Below are 16,117 nucleotides of genomic sequence, written 5' to 3' on the forward strand. Positions count from 1 at the left end.
GCGCTCACACCGGGTACAGCGCCACCGGCTCCAGCACGAAGCCGACCTCGACGCCCGGCGCAAGCTCGCGCCGCGCCGCCTCGGCCGGAGTGACGTCGGCCGCGAGCAGCCGCCCCCGCACCCGCACGGCGTCGCCGCGCGGCTCCAGGTCGACGATCGTCTCGCGCAGGCCGCTCTCGCCGAGCCGCACCGCGGAGGGATGCACCGCGGCGGCCACGGCCGACCCGACCGGTGCGTCCGAGTACCCGGCGATCTCGCGCCCATCCTCCGACCGCAGACCCCCGGAGGTCCTCACTCCGCGCACGAGGCACAGCCCGGACAGCTCGGCGGTGAAGGCGGTGCGCGGGCGCTCGAGCACCTCGGCGGTCGGTCCCTCCTCGACGACGCGGCCCTCGTGCAGCACGACGACGCGGTCGGCGAGGGTCCACGCGTCGAGCACGTCGTGGGTGACCAGGATCGTGGTGCGGTCGGCGAGCACGGTGCGCAGCATCCGCCGCAGCACCGGCGCGACCCGCACGTCGAGCGCCGCCATCGGCTCGTCGAGCAGCAGGAGTCGTGGATCCGTCGCGAGGGCCCGGGCGAGCGCCACCCGTTGGGCCTGCCCGCCCGAGAGGGTCGCGGGGCGGCGGTCGGCGAGGGGGAGTGCGTCCACGTCCGCGAGGCGGCGCTCGGCGCGGGCGCGCGACTCCGCTCGGCCGGCACCGGTGCTGCGGGGTCCGAAGGCGACGTTCTCGCGCACGCTGAGGTGCGGGAACAGCAGGGGGTCCTGAGCGAGCAGGGCGACCCCGCGGCTGTGCGGAGGGGTCCACGTGCCGGCGTCGAAGAGGACGGAGTCGCCCAGGCGCGCGCTGCCCGAATCGGCCCGCACGAGGCCCGCGAGCAGCTCGACCAGGGTCGACTTCCCGGCGCCGTTGGGCCCGAGCACCGCCACGGTCTCGCCCTCGGCGACGGTCAGCGCCACGTCGACACCGCGCGAGGCCAGCCGCGCGTCGAACCGCAGCGTCACGAGCGGGCCCCCGACGGACGTCGGCCGTACGCCAGGCCGATCACCAGGACCGCGACGACCACGAGCACGAGGGCCAGCGCGACCGCCGCATCCGGGTCGCTCTCGCGCTGCAGGTAGACCTCGAGCGGCAGGGTGCGCGTCACGCCCTCGAGACTCCCGGCGAAGGTGAGCGTCGCCCCGAACTCGCCGAGCGCCCGGGCGAACGACAGGATCGCTCCGGACACCAGCCCGGGCAGGATCAGCGGCAGCGTGACCCGGCGCAGCACCGTGCCGGGCGAGGCTCCGAGCGTCGCGGCCACCGACTCGTAGCGCGCGCCGGCGCTGCGCAGCGCCCCCTCGAGGCTCAGCACCAGGAACGGCAGCGCCACGAACGTCTGCGCGAGCACCACCGCGGTGGTCGAGAACGCGATGCGCAGGCCCACCGCCTCCAGCACGCCGCCCAGCAGGCCCAGCCGGCCGAAGGTGTAGAGAAGCGCGAGCCCCCCGACGACCGGGGGCAGCACCAGCGGCAGCAGCACGAGCGCGCGCAGGAGGCGCTGCCCCGGGAACGACGTGCGCGCGAGCACCAGCGCCATCGGCGCCCCGAGCAGCACGCACAGGAGGGTCGCCACGGCCGAGGTGCGCAGGCTCAGCAGGAGCGCCGCGACCGACGAGTCGGAGGTGATGAGCGGCACGAAGCGCGGCCAGTCGACCCGCGCGAGGATCGCGACGAGCGGCAGCAGGACCAGCAGCGCGCCGACCGCGGCGAGCGCCACGATCCAGCGCGGCGGCGCGGATCCGGTGCGCATCAGGAGCGGGGCAGCGGCGTCTCGACGATGACGGTGGTCGCCTTCACCACCGCCGTGGCGGGGGAGCCGGGCTCGAGACCGAGCTCGCGCACCGCCTCGCTGCTCATGAGCGAGACCACGCGGTGCGGTCCGCACTGCAGCTCGACCTGCGCCATCACCGTGTCCATCACGATGCTCGTCACGATGCCGACGAATCGGTTGCGGGCCGATCGCGCGACGGGCGACGGATCCTCCGGCAGCACCGCGTTCGCCCGGGCGAGCTCGGCGACGGCCAGCCCGTCGACGACGAGGCGCCCGGAGGCGTCCTTCGTGCTCTCCAGGACCCCGTTGTCGATCCAGCGGCGCAGGGTGTCGTCGCTCACCCCGAGGGCGGCGGCGGCGTCACGAATCCGGATCTGCGGCATGGGAGCGAGTCTACGACCGCGGGCGCGGATCCGAGCTGCCTCTGCCACGCACGGGCGCGCACTGGCAACCCCCTTCATCCCGGCTGGGAGCACGACGGAGGCTGTCGGCGTCGAGGAGGAGGACGCATGCGAGCCATGACCTACCGGGGTCCGTACAAGATCCGCGTCGAGGAGAAGGACCGGCCCCGTATCGAGCACCCGAACGACGCGATCGTGCGGGTGACGCTCGCCGCGATCTGCGGCTCCGATCTGCACCTGTACCACGGGCTCATGCCCGACACGAGGATCGGCCACACCTTCGGCCACGAGTTCATCGGGGTGGTCGACGAGGTCGGCTCGTCGGTGCAGAACCTGAAGGTCGGCGACCGCGTGATGGTGCCGTTCAACATCTACTGCGGCACGTGCTTCTTCTGCGCGCGCGGCCTCTACTCCAACTGCCACAACGTGAATCCGAACGCCACGGCCATCGGCGGCATCTACGGGTACTCGCACTCGACCGGCGGCTACGACGGCGGGCAGGCCGAGTACGTGCGGGTGCCGTTCGCCGACGTGGGGCCGAGCGTGATCCCGGAGTGGCTGCGCGACGAGGACGCGCTGCTGCTGACCGACGCGTTCTCGACCGGCTACTTCGGCGCGCAGCTCGGCGACATCGTCGAGGGCGACACCGTCGTGGTGCTCGGGGCCGGCCCGGTCGGCCTCGCCGCCGCCCGCTCCTCCTGGCTGATGGGCGCCGGCCGCGTGATCGTCGTCGACCAGCTCGAGTACCGCCTCGCCAAGGCGCGCGAGTTCGCGCTCGCCGAGACGGTGAACTACCTCGAGCACGACGACATCGTCGTGCACCTGAAGAAGACGACCGGCGGACTCGGCGCCGACGTGGTCATCGACGCGGTCGGCGCGGAGGCGGACGGCGACCTGATCCAGCACGTCACCTCGGCCAAGCTCAAGCTGCAGGGCGGCTCGCCCGTCGCGCTCAACTGGGCGATCGACGGCGTGCGCAAGGGTGGCACGATCTCGGTGATGGGCGCCTACGGACCCCTCTTCAGCGCGGTGAAGTTCGGCGACGCCATGAACAAGGGTCTCACGCTCCGGATGAACCAGGCGCCGGTGAAGCGCCAGTGGCCGCGCCTGCTCGAGCACATCCGTGCCGGCTACCTCACGCCCAGCGACATGATCACGCACCGCATCCCGCTCGAGCACATCGCCGAGGGGTACCACCTGTTCTCGTCCAAGCTCGACGGCTGCATCAAGACCGTCGTGGTGCCGTAGGAGGTCACCGTGCCGTACACCGCCGACAAGCCGATCCAGCCGCCGACCGCCGAGGAGCTGCGCGCCCGGATCCCCGGCTGGGGAGCCGACCTCGACCCGGCCGACCGGCCCTCGTTCCCGCGCGAGCGCTTCGACCTCGAGACCGGGGCGCACTGGCACAAGCCCGAGCCGATGGACCCGGGGGAGTACCGCGAGAAGAGCATCGAGCACGAGGAGCTGCCACCCGTCTTCGGCACCGCGCAGCCGCTGCACGGGGTCTCCGGAGCGATCCGCCGCTACGCCTACGACCGGTTCAGCGAGGGGCGCGCGGCGCACTGGCTGCTGCTGGTGCTCGGCGACCGCGTCGACGCGACGGGAGCGCACCTGCGCTCGCTCGCGACGCTGCGACCGGACAACCCGATCACCGAGACCGGCGTGCTGAGCGAGCTGAAGGCGCATCCGATCGCGTCGCGGCTCGGCCGCTCGGACGTGCGGCACCAGGTGCTGGACCCGCTGCTGGTCGCGGGGCCGTGGGTGCTCGGCGGGCTCGCGGTCGTGGCGCTGGGGCGGCGGCTGCTGCGCTGAGGCGGGCGCCGGTCCGGGTGCTCGGGGGAGCGCCGCGTCAGGGAGCGCCGAAGCCGGCGGCGTCGAGCACGGCGCGGCCCTCGTCGCCGGTGACGAACGCCGTGAACGCGGCTGCCGCCTCCGACTCCGTGAGCGGGGCGATCGGGTACGTGGTGACGGCCTGCTCCGCCTCGGCGAAGGGGACCCCCTCGACCGCGTCGCCGGCGGCGCGCACGTCGGTGACGTAGACCAGCCCGGCGTCCGCCTCGCCCGAGCGCACCTTGCCGAGCACGTCGGTCACCGACGACTCCTCGCTGACGGGGTCGAGGGCGAGTCCGGCGGCCGACTCGACCGCGTCCGCCGCGGCTCCGCACGGCACCTGCGGAGCGCAGACGACGACGGCCGTGCCCGCGCGGGCGAGGTCGGCGAGGGTCCGGACGCCCGCGGGGTTGCCCGGCGGCACCGCGATCTCGAGGGTGTTTGTGGCGAACGGGACGGGGTCGGCGGACGTCAGTCCCGCCTCCTGCACCCGCTGCATGGTCGCGGTGTCGGCCGTGGCCAGGACATCGGCGGGCGCGCCGTTCTCGAGCTGGGTCGCGAGGTCGGAGGAGCCGGCGAACGAGAGCTCCACCGTCGTGCCGGGGTTCGCGGCCTCGAAGTCGTCGGCGAGCTCGGTGAACGCGGCGGTGAGGGAGGCGGCGGCGAAGACGGTGACGGTGCCGGGCGCCTCCTGTGTGCTGCAGCCGGCGAGGGACCCCGCGAGGACGAGCGTCGACAGGGCGGCGAGTGGGCTCTTGCGATGCATGGGCGTCCTCGGGTCGGTCTTGTTCCGCATCTGCGGGTCCAGTGCGACTCTACTTCCTCGTCCGCGTCTTCGATCGACCGCGGTGCTCGAAGAGGAGGGGCGGCCCGGGACGGGCGCGCTGCAGGACGTCGGCGGAGGGAGGGGTCCGACCGCCGACGGTCGACGGACCCCCTTCTCGGCTCGGGTTCTGCGCGCACCCGGCTCCGGAACCGCAGGATCGGCTCCGAGCGGGCACGGACACCGGACGCGGCGTGGCATCGTCGAGGACGGAGCCTCCGGATCCTCGTCCGCTCTCCCGTCCGACCCGCACACTCCGCAGAAGGGCCACCATGACCTCCGACCGCCTCCGCGTCGTCGCCGCCACCCCGATCAGCGACGAGCTGATCGCCCGGATCGTCGAGCTCGAGCCGCGGCTCGACGTCGTCGCCGACCAGAGCCTGCTCAAGCCGATGCGGCACCCCGGCGACCACCAGGGCGACCCGGACTTCGAGCGCACGCCCGAGCAGCAGGCCGCGTTCGACGAGCTCGTCGACTCGGCCGAGGTGCTCTACGGGATCCCGGACGAGACGCCGTCGGCCCTCGCGCGCACCGTGGCCGCGAACCCGTCGCTCCGCTGGGTGCAGACGATGCCGGCGGGCGGCGGTGGCCAGGTGAAGGCGGCGGGACTCGACTCCGAGGCGCTCGAGCGGATCGCGTTCTCGACGAGTGCGGGGGTCCACTCCCAGCCGCTGGCCGAGTTCTCGGTGTTCGGGCTGCTGGCCGGCGCGAAGTCGCTGCCGAGGCTGCAGGAGCTGCAGCGCAGGAAGGAGTGGGGCTCGCGCTGGACGATGGGGCTGATCTCGGAGCAGACGATCCTGATCGTCGGGCTCGGCACGATCGGCCGCGCCACCGCGCAGAAGCTGAAGGGCCTCGGCGCCCGGGTGATCGGCACGAGCCGGCACGAGGACTCCGTCGAGCACGTCGACGAGATCGTGCGGCCCGAGGCGATCGCCGAGGTGGCCGGGCGGATCGACGGGGTCGTCGTGACGCTGCCGGGCACCTCCGCGACCGAGAAGCTGGTCGGCGCCGGCTTCTTCGAGGCGCTGCGCCCGGGAGCGACGCTCGTCAGCGTCGGCCGCGGCACCGTGATCGACGAGGAGGCGCTGCTCGCGGCGCTCGACGACGGCCGGGTCGGCTGCGCGGTGCTCGACGTCGTCGCGCAGGAGCCGCTGGCCGAGGACAGCCCGCTGTGGACGCATCCGGGCGTGCTGATCAGCCCGCACACCGCGGCGCTGAACGCGGCCGAGGACCGGCTGATCGCGGAGCTGTTCGCGCGGAACGCGACCCGCTTCCTCGACGGCGAGGAGCTGATCAACCGCGTCGACACGGTCGAGTTCTACTGACGCGCAGAGCCGGATTCCCGCCGCGGACCTCCGAAACGCCTCCACAACGGCCCGGATCGGCTACGATCCGGGCCGATCCGGGCGATGCGGCCACCGCGGAGGCCCTCGACGGCCTACCGTTGCCCTATGGCGTCAACCGAAACACCCGATACCGCCCCCGAGGCTCAGAGCGCGTCCGACGCTCCGAACGCCCCCGAGGCTCAGACCACCTCCGAGGCCCCCGCCGCCCCCGCGGCCGCGGCCTCCGCTTCCTCCGATGAGCCCCGCTCGCTCACCTTCTCCGACCTGGGCCTCAGCGAGCCCGTCCTCAAGGCTCTCAAGGAGGTCGGCTACGAGACGCCCTCGGCGATCCAGGCCGCGACGATCCCGTCCCTCCTCTCCGGGCGCGACGTCCTCGGCGTCGCCCAGACCGGCACCGGCAAGACGGCCGCCTTCGCGCTGCCGATCCTCTCCCGGCTCGACCTCTCGCAGAAGACCCCGCAGGCCCTCGTCCTCGCGCCCACCCGCGAGCTCGCGCTCCAGGTGTGCGAGGCGTTCGAGCGCTACGCGTCGGCCCTGCGCGGAGTGCACGTGCTCCCCGTCTACGGCGGCCAGGGCTACGGCACCCAGCTCTCGGCGCTGCGTCGCGGCGTCCACGTCGTCGTCGGCACGCCCGGCCGCATCATGGACCACCTCGAGAAGGGCACCCTCGACCTCTCGGCGCTGAAGTACCTGGTGCTCGACGAGGCCGACGAGATGCTCAAGATGGGCTTCGCGGAGGACGTAGAGACGATCCTCGCCGACACCCCCGTCGAGAAGCAGATCGCGCTGTTCTCGGCGACGATGCCCTCGCAGATCCGCCGCATCTCGGGCAAGTACCTCAAGGAGCCCGAGGAGATCACGGTCAAGAACAAGACCACGACCTCGGTCAACACCACGCAGCGCTACCTGATGGTGTCCTACCCGCAGAAGGTGGACGCCCTCACCCGCATCCTCGAGGTCGAGAACTTCGAGGGCATGATCGTCTTCGTCCGCACCAAGAGCGAGACCGAGACCCTCGCCGAGAAGCTGCGCGCCCGCGGCTACACCGCCGCCGCGATCAGCGGAGACGTCGCCCAGGCCCAGCGCGAGCGCACCGTCGAGCAGCTGAAGTCGGGCAAGCTCGACATCCTCGTCGCCACCGACGTCGCCGCCCGCGGCCTCGACGTCGAGCGCATCAGCCACGTCGTGAACTACGACATCCCGATCGACACCGAGTCGTACGTGCACCGCATCGGCCGCACGGGCCGTGCGGGGCGCAGCGGAGCGGCGATCAGCTTCGTCACGCCGCGCGAGCGCCGCCTGCTCGCCGCGATCGAGAAGGCGACCCGACAGCCGCTCACCGAGATGCGCATGCCCAGCGTCGAGGACGTCAACGTCACGCGCCTCTCGCGCTTCGACGACGCGATCACCGCGGCGCTCGCCGACTCCGAGCGCCTGCAGCGCTTCCGCGACATCATCGGCCACTACGTCGAGCACCACGACGTCGTCGAGTCGGACGTCGCCGCGGCCCTCGCGATCGTCGCCCAGGGCGAGGAGCCCCTTCTCCTCTCGCCCGACGACCCCCGCTTCGCCCGCCGTGAGCGCGAGGAGCGCGAGCCGCGTCCCGACCGCGACCGCGGGGATCGCGGCGATCGGGGCGACCGCTTCGACCGCGACCGGGGCGAGCGCCCCGAGCGCCGTCAGCGCCCGGCGAACAGCAACCTCGCCTCCTACCGGATCGAGGTGGGCCGCCGTCAGCGCGTCGAGCCCCGCCAGATCGTCGGCGCGCTCGCGAACGAGGGCGGCCTCAACCGCGGCGACTTCGGTCACATCGACATCCGCCCGGACTTCTCGATCGTCGAGCTGCCGGCCGACCTGCCCCAGGACGTGCTCGACCGCCTCGCCGACACCCGCATCAGCGGTCAGCTGATCGAGCTGAAGCCCGACCGCCGTCCGAGCCGTGCCGGCGCCGACCGCGGCGGACGCCCGTCCGGCCCGTCGCGCTCCACCGAGCGCCCGGAGCGCAAGCCGCGCTACTAGGGGTCGCGCCTCGAGGGGCCGGTCCGTCGACGGAGGAGCTGCTGCTCCCCGCCGGCGGGCCGGCCCCTTCGTCGTCCCGGCGCGCCCCTCCGCGTCCGGTCGCGGGCGGGGCGGATCTCGAGACGCCCGCTGCGCGGGCTACTCGATCAGCAGGGCGCAGCGCAGGTCGCGGGGCGCGGGGCGACGTGGAGCGCTCGCGCCTCCTGCTGGTCGAGTAGCGGCGGTACGCCGCGTATCGAGACCCGCGTGTCCAGGAGTGCGGATCTCGGGACTCCCGCGGCACGGGCTCGATCAGCGAGTGGACGGGTGCCGGCGCGGGGCGCCGAACAGCAGGGCGGTCGTCGCCGCGACGACGGCGCCGGCGGTGAGGGCCGCGGCGAGCACGACGAACTGGAACTGCGCCGCCACGAGGGGCGACGCTCCCGCGAAGACCGCGCCGACGAAGGCGCCGGGCAGCGTGACGAGGCCGGTGGTGCGGGTCTGGTCCGTCGCCGGCATCAGGGCTGTCGAGGCCGCCGCGCGCACCAGGCGCAGGGAGGCGCGTCGAGGAGTCGCGCCGAGGGCCAGCCAGCCCTCCACCTCCTCCGTCCCCGCGGCGAGGCCGGCCCGCAGCTGCCGCCCCATCAGCGAGGCGGCGGTCATCGCGCCGCCGATGACGATGCCGCCGGTCGCGAGCAGGTAGCGCGGCTCCGCTCCGACCGCCCCCGTCACCGCGACGACCGCGAGCGGGACACCCGCCGCGGCGAGGAGGACGACGAAGGTCCGGAGGCCGCTGCGGTCCAGGCCCGCGCGTCCGCGCACGGTCCACGTGGCGGCGACCAGCATCAGCACCAGGAACGCGGCGACCAGCCGCCCGTCCTCGATGATGCCGTGCAGCACGAGGCTGAGCAGTCCGAGCTGCAGCGCGGCCCGCGCGATCGCGACGGCCTGAGCGCCGGGCCGCTCGAGTCGCAGCGCGGCTACGATCGCCGTCGTCACCAGCGCGAGCACCAGCACGGCGACGATCGTCGGGACGGTGGCGGAGGTCATGGTGCGACGAGCCTACGAGGCGCGGGGCCGCGCGCTCGGACCGGCCCCGTCGCTCCGCTCGCCGTCAGCGCCGCAGCACCCGGCGCGCCAGCACGTTGCCCAGCAGCTGCACCAGCTGCACGATCACGATGATCACGAGAACCGCGCCCCACGTCACGACCGGCTCGAACTGCCGGTAGCCGTACTGGATCGCGAAGTTGCCGAGGCCGCCCGCGCCGATGTAGCCGGCCACCGCCGACATGTCGACGATGGCGACGAAGACGAAGGTGTAGCCGAGGATCAGCGGGCCGAGCGCCTCGGGGAGCAGCACGGTGCGCACGATCCGCAATCGGCTCGCTCCGACCGAGCGCGCGGCCTCGATCACGCCGGGCTGCACGGTCAGCAGGTTCTGCTCCACGATGCGGCCGATGCCGAACGCGGCCGCCAGCGACAGCGAGAAGATGATCGCGTCGGTGCCGATGCCGGAGCCGACCACGAGGCGCGCGAGCGGCTGGGCGGCGGCGATGAAGATGATGAACGGGATCGGCCGGAAGATGTTGACGATCACGTTGAGCAGTCCGTAGACGAGGCGGTTCGCGAACAGCGCGCCGCCGCGGGTCAGGGCGAGGCCGAGGCCGATCAGCAGGCCGCCGAGCCCGCCGAAGAGCAGGCTGAAGGCGACGATGTAGAGCGTCTCGCCGGTGGCCTTCGCGAGCTCCGGGAGCAGCTCGATCAGTGCGGTCATCGGGGCACCTCCGTGAGGGCGACGCGAGCGCCGAGGCGGGAGAGGAGGGGATCGACGACGTCGTCCGACGCGTCGAGGGCGACGGTGAGGTGGCCGAAGGCGCGTCCGCGGACGTCGGTGATTCCTCCGTAGACCAGCTCGAGCGGCACGCCGGCCGCCGCGATGTCGGCGAAGACCTCGCCCTGCGAGGCGGAGCCGTCCGAGAACGAGAGCGTGACGAGCCGTCCGCGGTGGCGCTGCCGCAGCACGGCCGCCTCCGCGGGGGAGGGCACCGAGCGGACCACCGTCGAGACGAAGCGCCGGGTGACCGGTTCGCGCGGGGCCGAGAACACCTCGAACACGTCGCCGCGCTCGACGATCCGGCCCGCCTCCATCACGGCGACCTTCGTCGCGAGCTGCTGGATCACGTCCATCTCGTGCGTGATGACGAGGATCGTGACGCCGAGCTCCTCGTTGATGCGGCGCAGCAGCGCCAGGACCTCGCCGGTCGTGTCCGGGTCGAGCGCGCTGGTCGCCTCGTCCGCGAGCAGGATGCGGGGCGATGCGGCGAGTGCGCGGGCGATGCCGACGCGCTGCTTCTGACCGCCCGAGAGCTGCTCCGGGTGGCTGCGCGCCTTGTCCGAGAGGCCGACGAAGCTCAGCATCTCGTCGACGCGGGCCTTGAGCTCGGCGCGGGGTGTGCCGGCGACCTGCAGCGGGTACGCCACGTTCTGCCACACCGTCTTGGAGCCGAACAGGTTGAACTGCTGGAAGATCATGCCGATGCCCAGCCGGATGCGGCGCAGCTCCCGCTCGGGCAGGCCGACGATGTCGCGGCCGTCGATCTCGATGCTGCCCGAGGTGGCGGGCTCGAGGGCGTTGACGAGGCGCGCGAGCGTGCTCTTCCCGGCGCCGGAGTAGCCGATCACGCCCTGGACGTCGCCGGCCTCGATGTCGAGGCTCACCCCGTCGACCGCCGTCGAGGCGGCGGCACCGCGGGAGAGGGGCGGATAGACCTTGCTCACGTCGGTGAGGCGGATGAGCGGCACGGCGCTCCCTTCGAGGGGGTGAGGGCGGGGGAGCCGGTGTCCCGGCGGACGGACGGGATCCCCCGCCGGAGCAGGGGATCCCGTCGTGAGGTGAGGGCGGATCAGCCCTGGGCGGCGGTGTCCGCCTCGACGGTCTCGAGCGAGGCCTTCAGCTCGTCGGCCGGCGTCTTCACGAAGATCGCGGTGCCGCCGGACTGCTCGGACACCCCGTCGAGCACGGCCTGCGTGCTCTGGTAGATGTCGACGAGCTCCTGGTACGTCTCGTTGTCGGCGTCCTCGGAGCGGGCTGCGAACACGTTGACGTAGGGCAGCGCGTTGGGGTCGCTCGGGTCGTCCTGCGCGATGGCGTCGGTCGCGCTCAGGCCCGCGTTCTCGATGAAGTCGTTGTTGATGATCGCCGCGGCGACGTCCGGGAGCGAGGTCGGGGTCAGCGATGCCTCGAGGGCGGTCACCTCGACCTTCGACTTCGCGGTGTCGACGTCGTCGACGCTCGAGAAGATGCTGCCGCCGTCCTTCAGCTCGATCAGACCGGCCGACTGGAGCACGAGCAGGCCGCGGGCCTGGTTGCTCTCGTCGTTGGGGACCGCGACGGTCGAGCCCTCGGGGATGTCCTCGACGCTGTCGTACTGCGTGGAGTAGAGGCCGAGCGGGTAGATCGCGGTCGCGCCGATCGGCACGAGGTCCTCGTCGGCGGAGGTGTTGTACTGCGCCAGGTAGACGATGTGCTGGAACTGGTTGAGGTCGATCTCGCCCTCGCTCAGCGCCGGGTTGGGCTGGTTGTAGTCGCTGAAGTCGACGATCTCGACGTCGATCCCGGCGTCGGCCGCGGCCTCCTCGTAGGTGGCCCAGTAGGGGTCGCTCGCGCCGACGACGCCGATGCGGACGGTGTCGCTCTCGCCCGCCGAGGCGGAGCAGCCGGCGAGGAGGAGGGCGGAGGCGGTGATCGCGGTGGTCGCGAGGAGCGTCGTGCGCAGGGACATGCTGTGTGGATCCTTCCGTGGGGAGGATCCGGGCGGTGCTTCCCGCGGACGGTGCTGCGACCGCGGGCGGTGCTGATCACCGCCGGCGCTGCGACCGGCCTCCGATCGCACGACGCCGCGTCGACGCGGATCCCGGGGACCACGGTACGGACGTCGCGCACGGGACGCGAAACACGGTCGTAACACGGCGACACGGCGGTCGCCGATCCGGTCAGCCCGCGAGCGCCTCGGCTTCGGCCGCCTCGTGCTTGGCCAGGCGCTTCGCGATCGCATCGCGCTCGGCCCGCAGGGACGCGATGGTCGGCTGGTCCAGGCGCGGGTCGGCGAGGTCGGCGAAGGGGCTCGCGGTGCCGGTCCGCGCCGACACGAGGGCGGCGTAGGCCTTGGTCGCGGCGCGCAGCTCGGCGCCGGCGCGCTCGACCTTGCGGGCGCTCGACTCCTTGTCCGAGACCAGGCGGGCGTGCTTGTCGAGGGCGGCTACCAGTGCCTGGTGGGCTGCGTCAATCTTCTTGCTCATAGGCGCATTATGGCTCAAGCTCGCCTCGCGAGGCGAGACGCGGAAGGGGGCCGTCCGCCCCGCGCTCCCTGCGCAGGCCGGTCACGGCGCGCACGACGCTGCTCTACTTCGCGACACTCCGCATCAGGCGTGCCGAAGAGCCGTTTCGCGAGAGCCCGCCGGGGGCGCGCGCCGGATCGAGCCCTGCTCGGGGGGGTTCTGCCGCTGTCGTCGGACGGAGTCGGGCACCTGGCGTGGAGCGCATGCCCTCTCCCGCCGCGCCCGGCGGTCCGCCGCGCCTTCCCCTCCGCCTGAGCCCGTCGACCCCCGCTACGGTGAAGGCCGAACGGAGGCTCCATGATCTGGCAGCTCGAGACGATCCCCTACGACCACCCCGACGCCGACGCCCTGCGCGCCGCTCAGCGCGTGGAGCTCGACGAGCGCTACGGCAGCACGGATCACGAGCCGGGAGTGCCGCCCTCGGCCGCCGATGTGCCCGTGTTCGTCGTGGCCCGCGACGCCGACGGGGTGGCGCGCGCCTGCGGTGGCCTGCGCCCCCTGCCCGAGTCGGTGCTCGGCCCGGATGCGGTCGAGGTCAAGCGGATGTACGTGCATCCGTCCGCGCGCGGGACAGGGGTCGCGACGCTCGTCCTCCGGCGCCTCGAGGAGCTGGCCGCCGGGCTCGGAGCGACACGCCTCGTCCTCGAGACGGGTACGAAGCAGCCGGACGCGGTGCGCTTCTACGAGCGCGAGGGCTACACGGGCATCCCGCTCTTCGGCGACTACATCGGCGGCGAGTTCTCGCTCTGCTTCGCCCGCGACCTCTGACACCCAGGAGGGGCGTCCCTGCAGGGACGCCCCTCCTCCCGCGGTGACCGCTAGGCGCGGTGACCGCTAGGCGCGGTGACCGCTAGGCGCGGCGTCGGCTCGTGACCATCAGCGCGAGTCCGCCCAGGATCCCGAACGCGGCGAGCGCGAGCGGGGCTGCGGGCGAGGCGCCGGTGGCCGCGAGACGGCGCCCACCCGCGGTGACGGCCGTGCCGGTGCCCGATCCGCTGCCGGCACCCGATCCGGAGCCGGCGGCGGCCTCGGCGACCGAGCAGTCGGCCTCGTCCCACCTGAAGTCGCCCTCTACCTGGCCGTAGTCGAACGAGTGGCTCGCGGTCCGGCCGCCGGAGGCGCCGAGGGCGACCACGCAGTAGACCTCGGGATCGGGGTCGGCGAGCGGGCGCTCCCCGATCGAGACCAGGCTCCAGCCGACCGCATCGGCGGCGAAGGGGAGGCTGGTGCCGCCGTCGGCGAGGCGCTGGCGCACGCCGTCGACGGAGTAGACGCTCACCGAGACCCGCTCGCCCGGGGCGAAGCCCCACAGCGCACCTCCGCTGACCGGCTCGTCGGCACGGACAGGGCCCTGCGGAGCCGCTCCGACGATCGCGGCCTGAGGCCAGATGCGCAGGCCCGCCTCCGAGGAGGGGACCTGGACGAGGGAGGACGACACGGTCCGGCCGCTGGTCGCGCCGGTCCCGGTCACGGTGAAGGTGCCGAAGAGGTCGGGCATGGTCCTCTCGTCGAGGCTGACGGACACCTCGCCGTAGAGGGGCCGCGAGAGGGGCGCGTCGAAGACCTCGACGGAGCCGTCGGGGGCCGTCAGAGTCGTCGTGACGACCTCGTCGCGGTCGAATCCGCCGAGGGAGGCGGCGATGCCGTAGACGCGGAAGGCCGGGACCTGCACCTCCTGGTCGGCGTCGACGACACCGCCGTCCTCCGCGACCTGGAAGAGGACGGAGGGGTCGGGCCGCGTGATCGACAGCGGTACGGCGTTCGAGACGAGCGGCACTCCGGCGGCGTCCGTCCCCGAGGCCACCACGGTGACCTCCTCGCCCGGGCGGGGGAGGTGCGGGTACAGGCTGGTGCCGTCGTCGAGGGCGGCGGGAAGCCAGTCGTCGCGGACGATCTCACCCGCGGCGGAGGCGACGACCTCGGTGCGGGCCTCCGGCGCAGGGCCGTCCATCAGCGAGACGACGACGGTGGAGCCCGGGGCGAAACCGGTGCCGACGACGTCGAGGCCGTCGCCCCAGCCGGTTCCGCGCTCGCCGACGATCGTGGATCCGGCGACGAAGTCGATGCGGGGGAGAGTGAGCACGGGTGCGGCGGAGACCGGTGCCGTGCTGGGCGCAGGCGACGCGGCGACGGGAGGCTCGGCGACGACCGGCGTCTCGATCGGCTCGGCCGTCGGCTCCGGCTCGGCCGTCGGGACCGGCGCCGGCTCCGGCTCGACCGTGGCGACCGGGCTCGAGGTGGGCTCGAGCCCCGGCCCGCCCGCGGTCGTCGCCGCGTCGGAGGCGGGTGCTTCGAGCACCTCGGTGGCGGCTGCCGCGGTGGGCAGCGCGAGCGCTCCCAGCAGTGCGGCGGTCGTGATGACGGAGGCCGTGCGGCCCCCTCGCGCTGTACGCACGATTCCTGCTTCCTCCGGGGCGCAGTGCGCTCTCCCGGCTTCCCCATGGTGCGGAGGCGATGCGCTCCCCGCTGCTGAGCATGGCGGAGGCGCGGCGTGCGACACGACGTCCCGTTACAACGGATGCATCACGGAATCCGGCGGTCGGAGGAGGCGCCGACCGCCGGTGGCCCGGGTCAGCCCTCGAGCGGCAGCAGGATGCCCTTCACGGTCTCGTCGGTCGCCAGGAACTCCTGCACGGCCGGGTCCTGGAACGCCTGGACGAGCTTCTGGATGTTCTCGGTGCCGGCGTAGCGGGAGCCGATCGTGAGCTGCCCGGCGAAGTCGTCGGGGGCCGTCGGAGCGAAGATCTGCTTCTCGATCGGGATGTCGGCGGCGAGGTAGTACTCGGTGTAGCCGACGGCCGCGTCGAGGTCCGGCAGTGCGCGCGACTGGGCGGCGAAGTCGAGCAGGGTGAACGTCAGGTTCTTGGGGTTGGAGGCGATGTCGTCCTGCGTCGCCGTGCCGGGCTCGGTGCCGGGCTTCAGCTCGATCAGCCCCGCGCTCTGCAGCAGCCAGAGGCCCTGGGCCTCGTTCGCCGGGTCGGAGTAGAGCGAGATCGTGCCGCCGTCGGGGATCTCGGAGACGTCGCCGTACTTGTCGCTCCAGAGCCCGAAGCCCCAGCGGAACACGGGGGTCGCGGCCTCCTCCTCGAAGTCGGGGTTCGACTCGAGCACCTGGCCGAGCCAGAGCTTGTGCTGGTAGACCGTCGCGGCGACCTCGCCCTCGCTGACCGCTCGATTGATGGTGTTGCTGTCCGAGAGGCCCTTGAACTCGACGTCGATGCCGTACTTCGGCGCGACCTCGTCGGCGATGAACTGCACGAGGGCCTGCTCGGACGCGTTGCCCTCGGCGGTGGCGACGTAGAGCGTCGCTCCCTCGGTCTCGTTCGCCGACACGGACGGCGAGAGGAGCGGGACGGCGATCGCCGTTCCGGCGGCCAGCACGATCGCCGTGCCTCCGGCGATCCACGGCCAGCGGCGCTTCTTCTTCAGCTCGAAGCCGAGCGTGCTCTCGGGGGAGCGGGTGCTGTCGGGGGTGTTCTCGGTGCTCATGGTAGTGCCTTCCGGGGGTGCGCGCGCCGGTGCCCGGGCGCGCACCCCCGGAAGGCACTACCATGAGCACCGAGAAC

The 16,117-nt window shown here is 73.1% G+C and carries 16 protein-coding genes; 5 read left to right on the forward strand and 11 right to left on the reverse strand.

The genetic code is table 11. The features are described 5' to 3' along the window. Positions 1-4: 4 nt before the first annotated feature. From NB037_RS10115 to NB037_RS10125, 3 genes are read right to left on the reverse strand one after another with little or no spacing between them, the layout of a single operon-like run. The gene (locus NB037_RS10115; protein ID WP_251945529.1) at positions 5-1,006 is read right to left on the reverse strand and encodes a sulfate/molybdate ABC transporter ATP-binding protein; all 1,002 of its coding nucleotides are present in this window, start codon (positions 1,004-1,006) and stop codon (positions 5-7) included. Continuing rightward, positions 1,003-1,794, reverse strand: a complete 792-nt coding sequence (locus NB037_RS10120) for an ABC transporter permease (protein ID WP_251945530.1) — start codon at positions 1,792-1,794, stop codon at positions 1,003-1,005. The genes NB037_RS10115 and NB037_RS10120 overlap by 4 nt, the downstream gene beginning before the upstream one ends. Further along, on the reverse strand, positions 1,794-2,198 hold the full coding sequence (locus tag NB037_RS10125) for a TOBE domain-containing protein (protein ID WP_251945531.1): 405 nt from the start codon (positions 2,196-2,198) through the stop codon (positions 1,794-1,796). Before NB037_RS10125 ends, NB037_RS10120 begins: the two co-directional genes overlap by 1 nt. Positions 2,199-2,324: 126 nt before the next feature. On the opposite strand from NB037_RS10125, the gene NB037_RS10130 reads away from it, so the two are divergent. Next, positions 2,325-3,464, forward strand: coding sequence for a zinc-dependent alcohol dehydrogenase (locus NB037_RS10130; RefSeq protein WP_251945532.1), 1,140 nt, complete (start codon positions 2,325-2,327; stop codon positions 3,462-3,464). A gap of 9 nt (positions 3,465-3,473) precedes the next feature. After that, positions 3,474-4,028, forward strand: coding sequence for a hypothetical protein (locus NB037_RS10135; RefSeq protein WP_251945533.1), 555 nt, complete (start codon positions 3,474-3,476; stop codon positions 4,026-4,028). Positions 4,029-4,065: 37 nt separating this feature from the next. Here the strand turns inward: NB037_RS10135 and modA are convergent, their stop codons facing one another. After that, on the reverse strand, positions 4,066-4,812 hold the full coding sequence (gene modA, locus NB037_RS10140) for a molybdate ABC transporter substrate-binding protein (RefSeq protein ID WP_251945534.1): 747 nt from the start codon (positions 4,810-4,812) through the stop codon (positions 4,066-4,068). Positions 4,813-5,141: 329 nt separating this feature from the next. Here modA and NB037_RS10145 point away from each other — a divergent pair, with 329 nt between their 5' ends. Together NB037_RS10145 and NB037_RS10150 are read left to right on the forward strand one after the other, a co-directional pair. After that, positions 5,142-6,194 (forward strand): D-2-hydroxyacid dehydrogenase, encoded by a 1,053-nt coding sequence (locus tag NB037_RS10145; protein ID WP_251945535.1) that lies wholly within the window; start codon positions 5,142-5,144, stop codon positions 6,192-6,194. Between the two features lie 126 nt (positions 6,195-6,320). Next, positions 6,321-8,234 carry a DEAD/DEAH box helicase gene (locus NB037_RS10150; RefSeq protein ID WP_251945536.1) on the forward strand — a complete coding sequence of 638 codons (1,914 nt, stop codon included), beginning with the start codon at positions 6,321-6,323 and terminating at the stop codon, positions 8,232-8,234. Between the two features lie 291 nt (positions 8,235-8,525). On the opposite strand, the gene NB037_RS10155 is transcribed toward NB037_RS10150, so the two are convergent. From NB037_RS10155 to NB037_RS10175, 5 genes are all read right to left on the reverse strand, one after another. Beyond that, complete coding sequence (locus NB037_RS10155; protein WP_251945537.1) at positions 8,526-9,263, reverse strand: ABC transporter permease; 738 nt, start codon at positions 9,261-9,263, stop codon at positions 8,526-8,528. A gap of 64 nt (positions 9,264-9,327) precedes the next feature. Continuing rightward, positions 9,328-9,987: a methionine ABC transporter permease gene (locus NB037_RS10160; protein ID WP_251945538.1), complete on the reverse strand. Its 660-nt coding sequence runs from the start codon at positions 9,985-9,987 to the stop codon at positions 9,328-9,330. Beyond that, positions 9,984-11,015: a methionine ABC transporter ATP-binding protein gene (locus NB037_RS10165; protein ID WP_251945539.1), complete on the reverse strand. Its 1,032-nt coding sequence runs from the start codon at positions 11,013-11,015 to the stop codon at positions 9,984-9,986. Before NB037_RS10165 ends, NB037_RS10160 begins: the two co-directional genes overlap by 4 nt. A gap of 101 nt (positions 11,016-11,116) precedes the next feature. Further along, a complete protein-coding gene (locus NB037_RS10170) occupies positions 11,117-11,995 on the reverse strand; it encodes a MetQ/NlpA family ABC transporter substrate-binding protein (protein WP_251945540.1) in 879 nt (292 codons plus the stop codon). 211 nt (positions 11,996-12,206) lie between these two features. Beyond that, positions 12,207-12,512, reverse strand: coding sequence for a hypothetical protein (locus tag NB037_RS10175; protein ID WP_251945541.1), 306 nt, complete (start codon positions 12,510-12,512; stop codon positions 12,207-12,209). Between the two features lie 336 nt (positions 12,513-12,848). Between NB037_RS10175 and NB037_RS10180 the strand changes: the two genes are divergently transcribed. Then, positions 12,849-13,319: a GNAT family N-acetyltransferase gene (locus NB037_RS10180; RefSeq protein ID WP_251945542.1), complete on the forward strand. Its 471-nt coding sequence runs from the start codon at positions 12,849-12,851 to the stop codon at positions 13,317-13,319. 82 nt (positions 13,320-13,401) lie between these two features. On the opposite strand, the gene NB037_RS10185 is transcribed toward NB037_RS10180, so the two are convergent. Next, positions 13,402-14,946 carry a hypothetical protein gene (locus NB037_RS10185; protein WP_251945543.1) on the reverse strand — a complete coding sequence of 515 codons (1,545 nt, stop codon included), beginning with the start codon at positions 14,944-14,946 and terminating at the stop codon, positions 13,402-13,404. Positions 14,947-15,122: 176 nt separating this feature from the next. Beyond that, a complete protein-coding gene (locus NB037_RS10190; protein ID WP_251945544.1) occupies positions 15,123-16,040 on the reverse strand; it encodes a MetQ/NlpA family ABC transporter substrate-binding protein in 918 nt (305 codons plus the stop codon). Positions 16,041-16,117: the final 77 nt, after the last annotated feature.

The organism is Rathayibacter rubneri (assembly GCF_023743255.1).
GTDB lineage: Bacteria > Actinomycetota > Actinomycetes > Actinomycetales > Microbacteriaceae > Rathayibacter > Rathayibacter rubneri.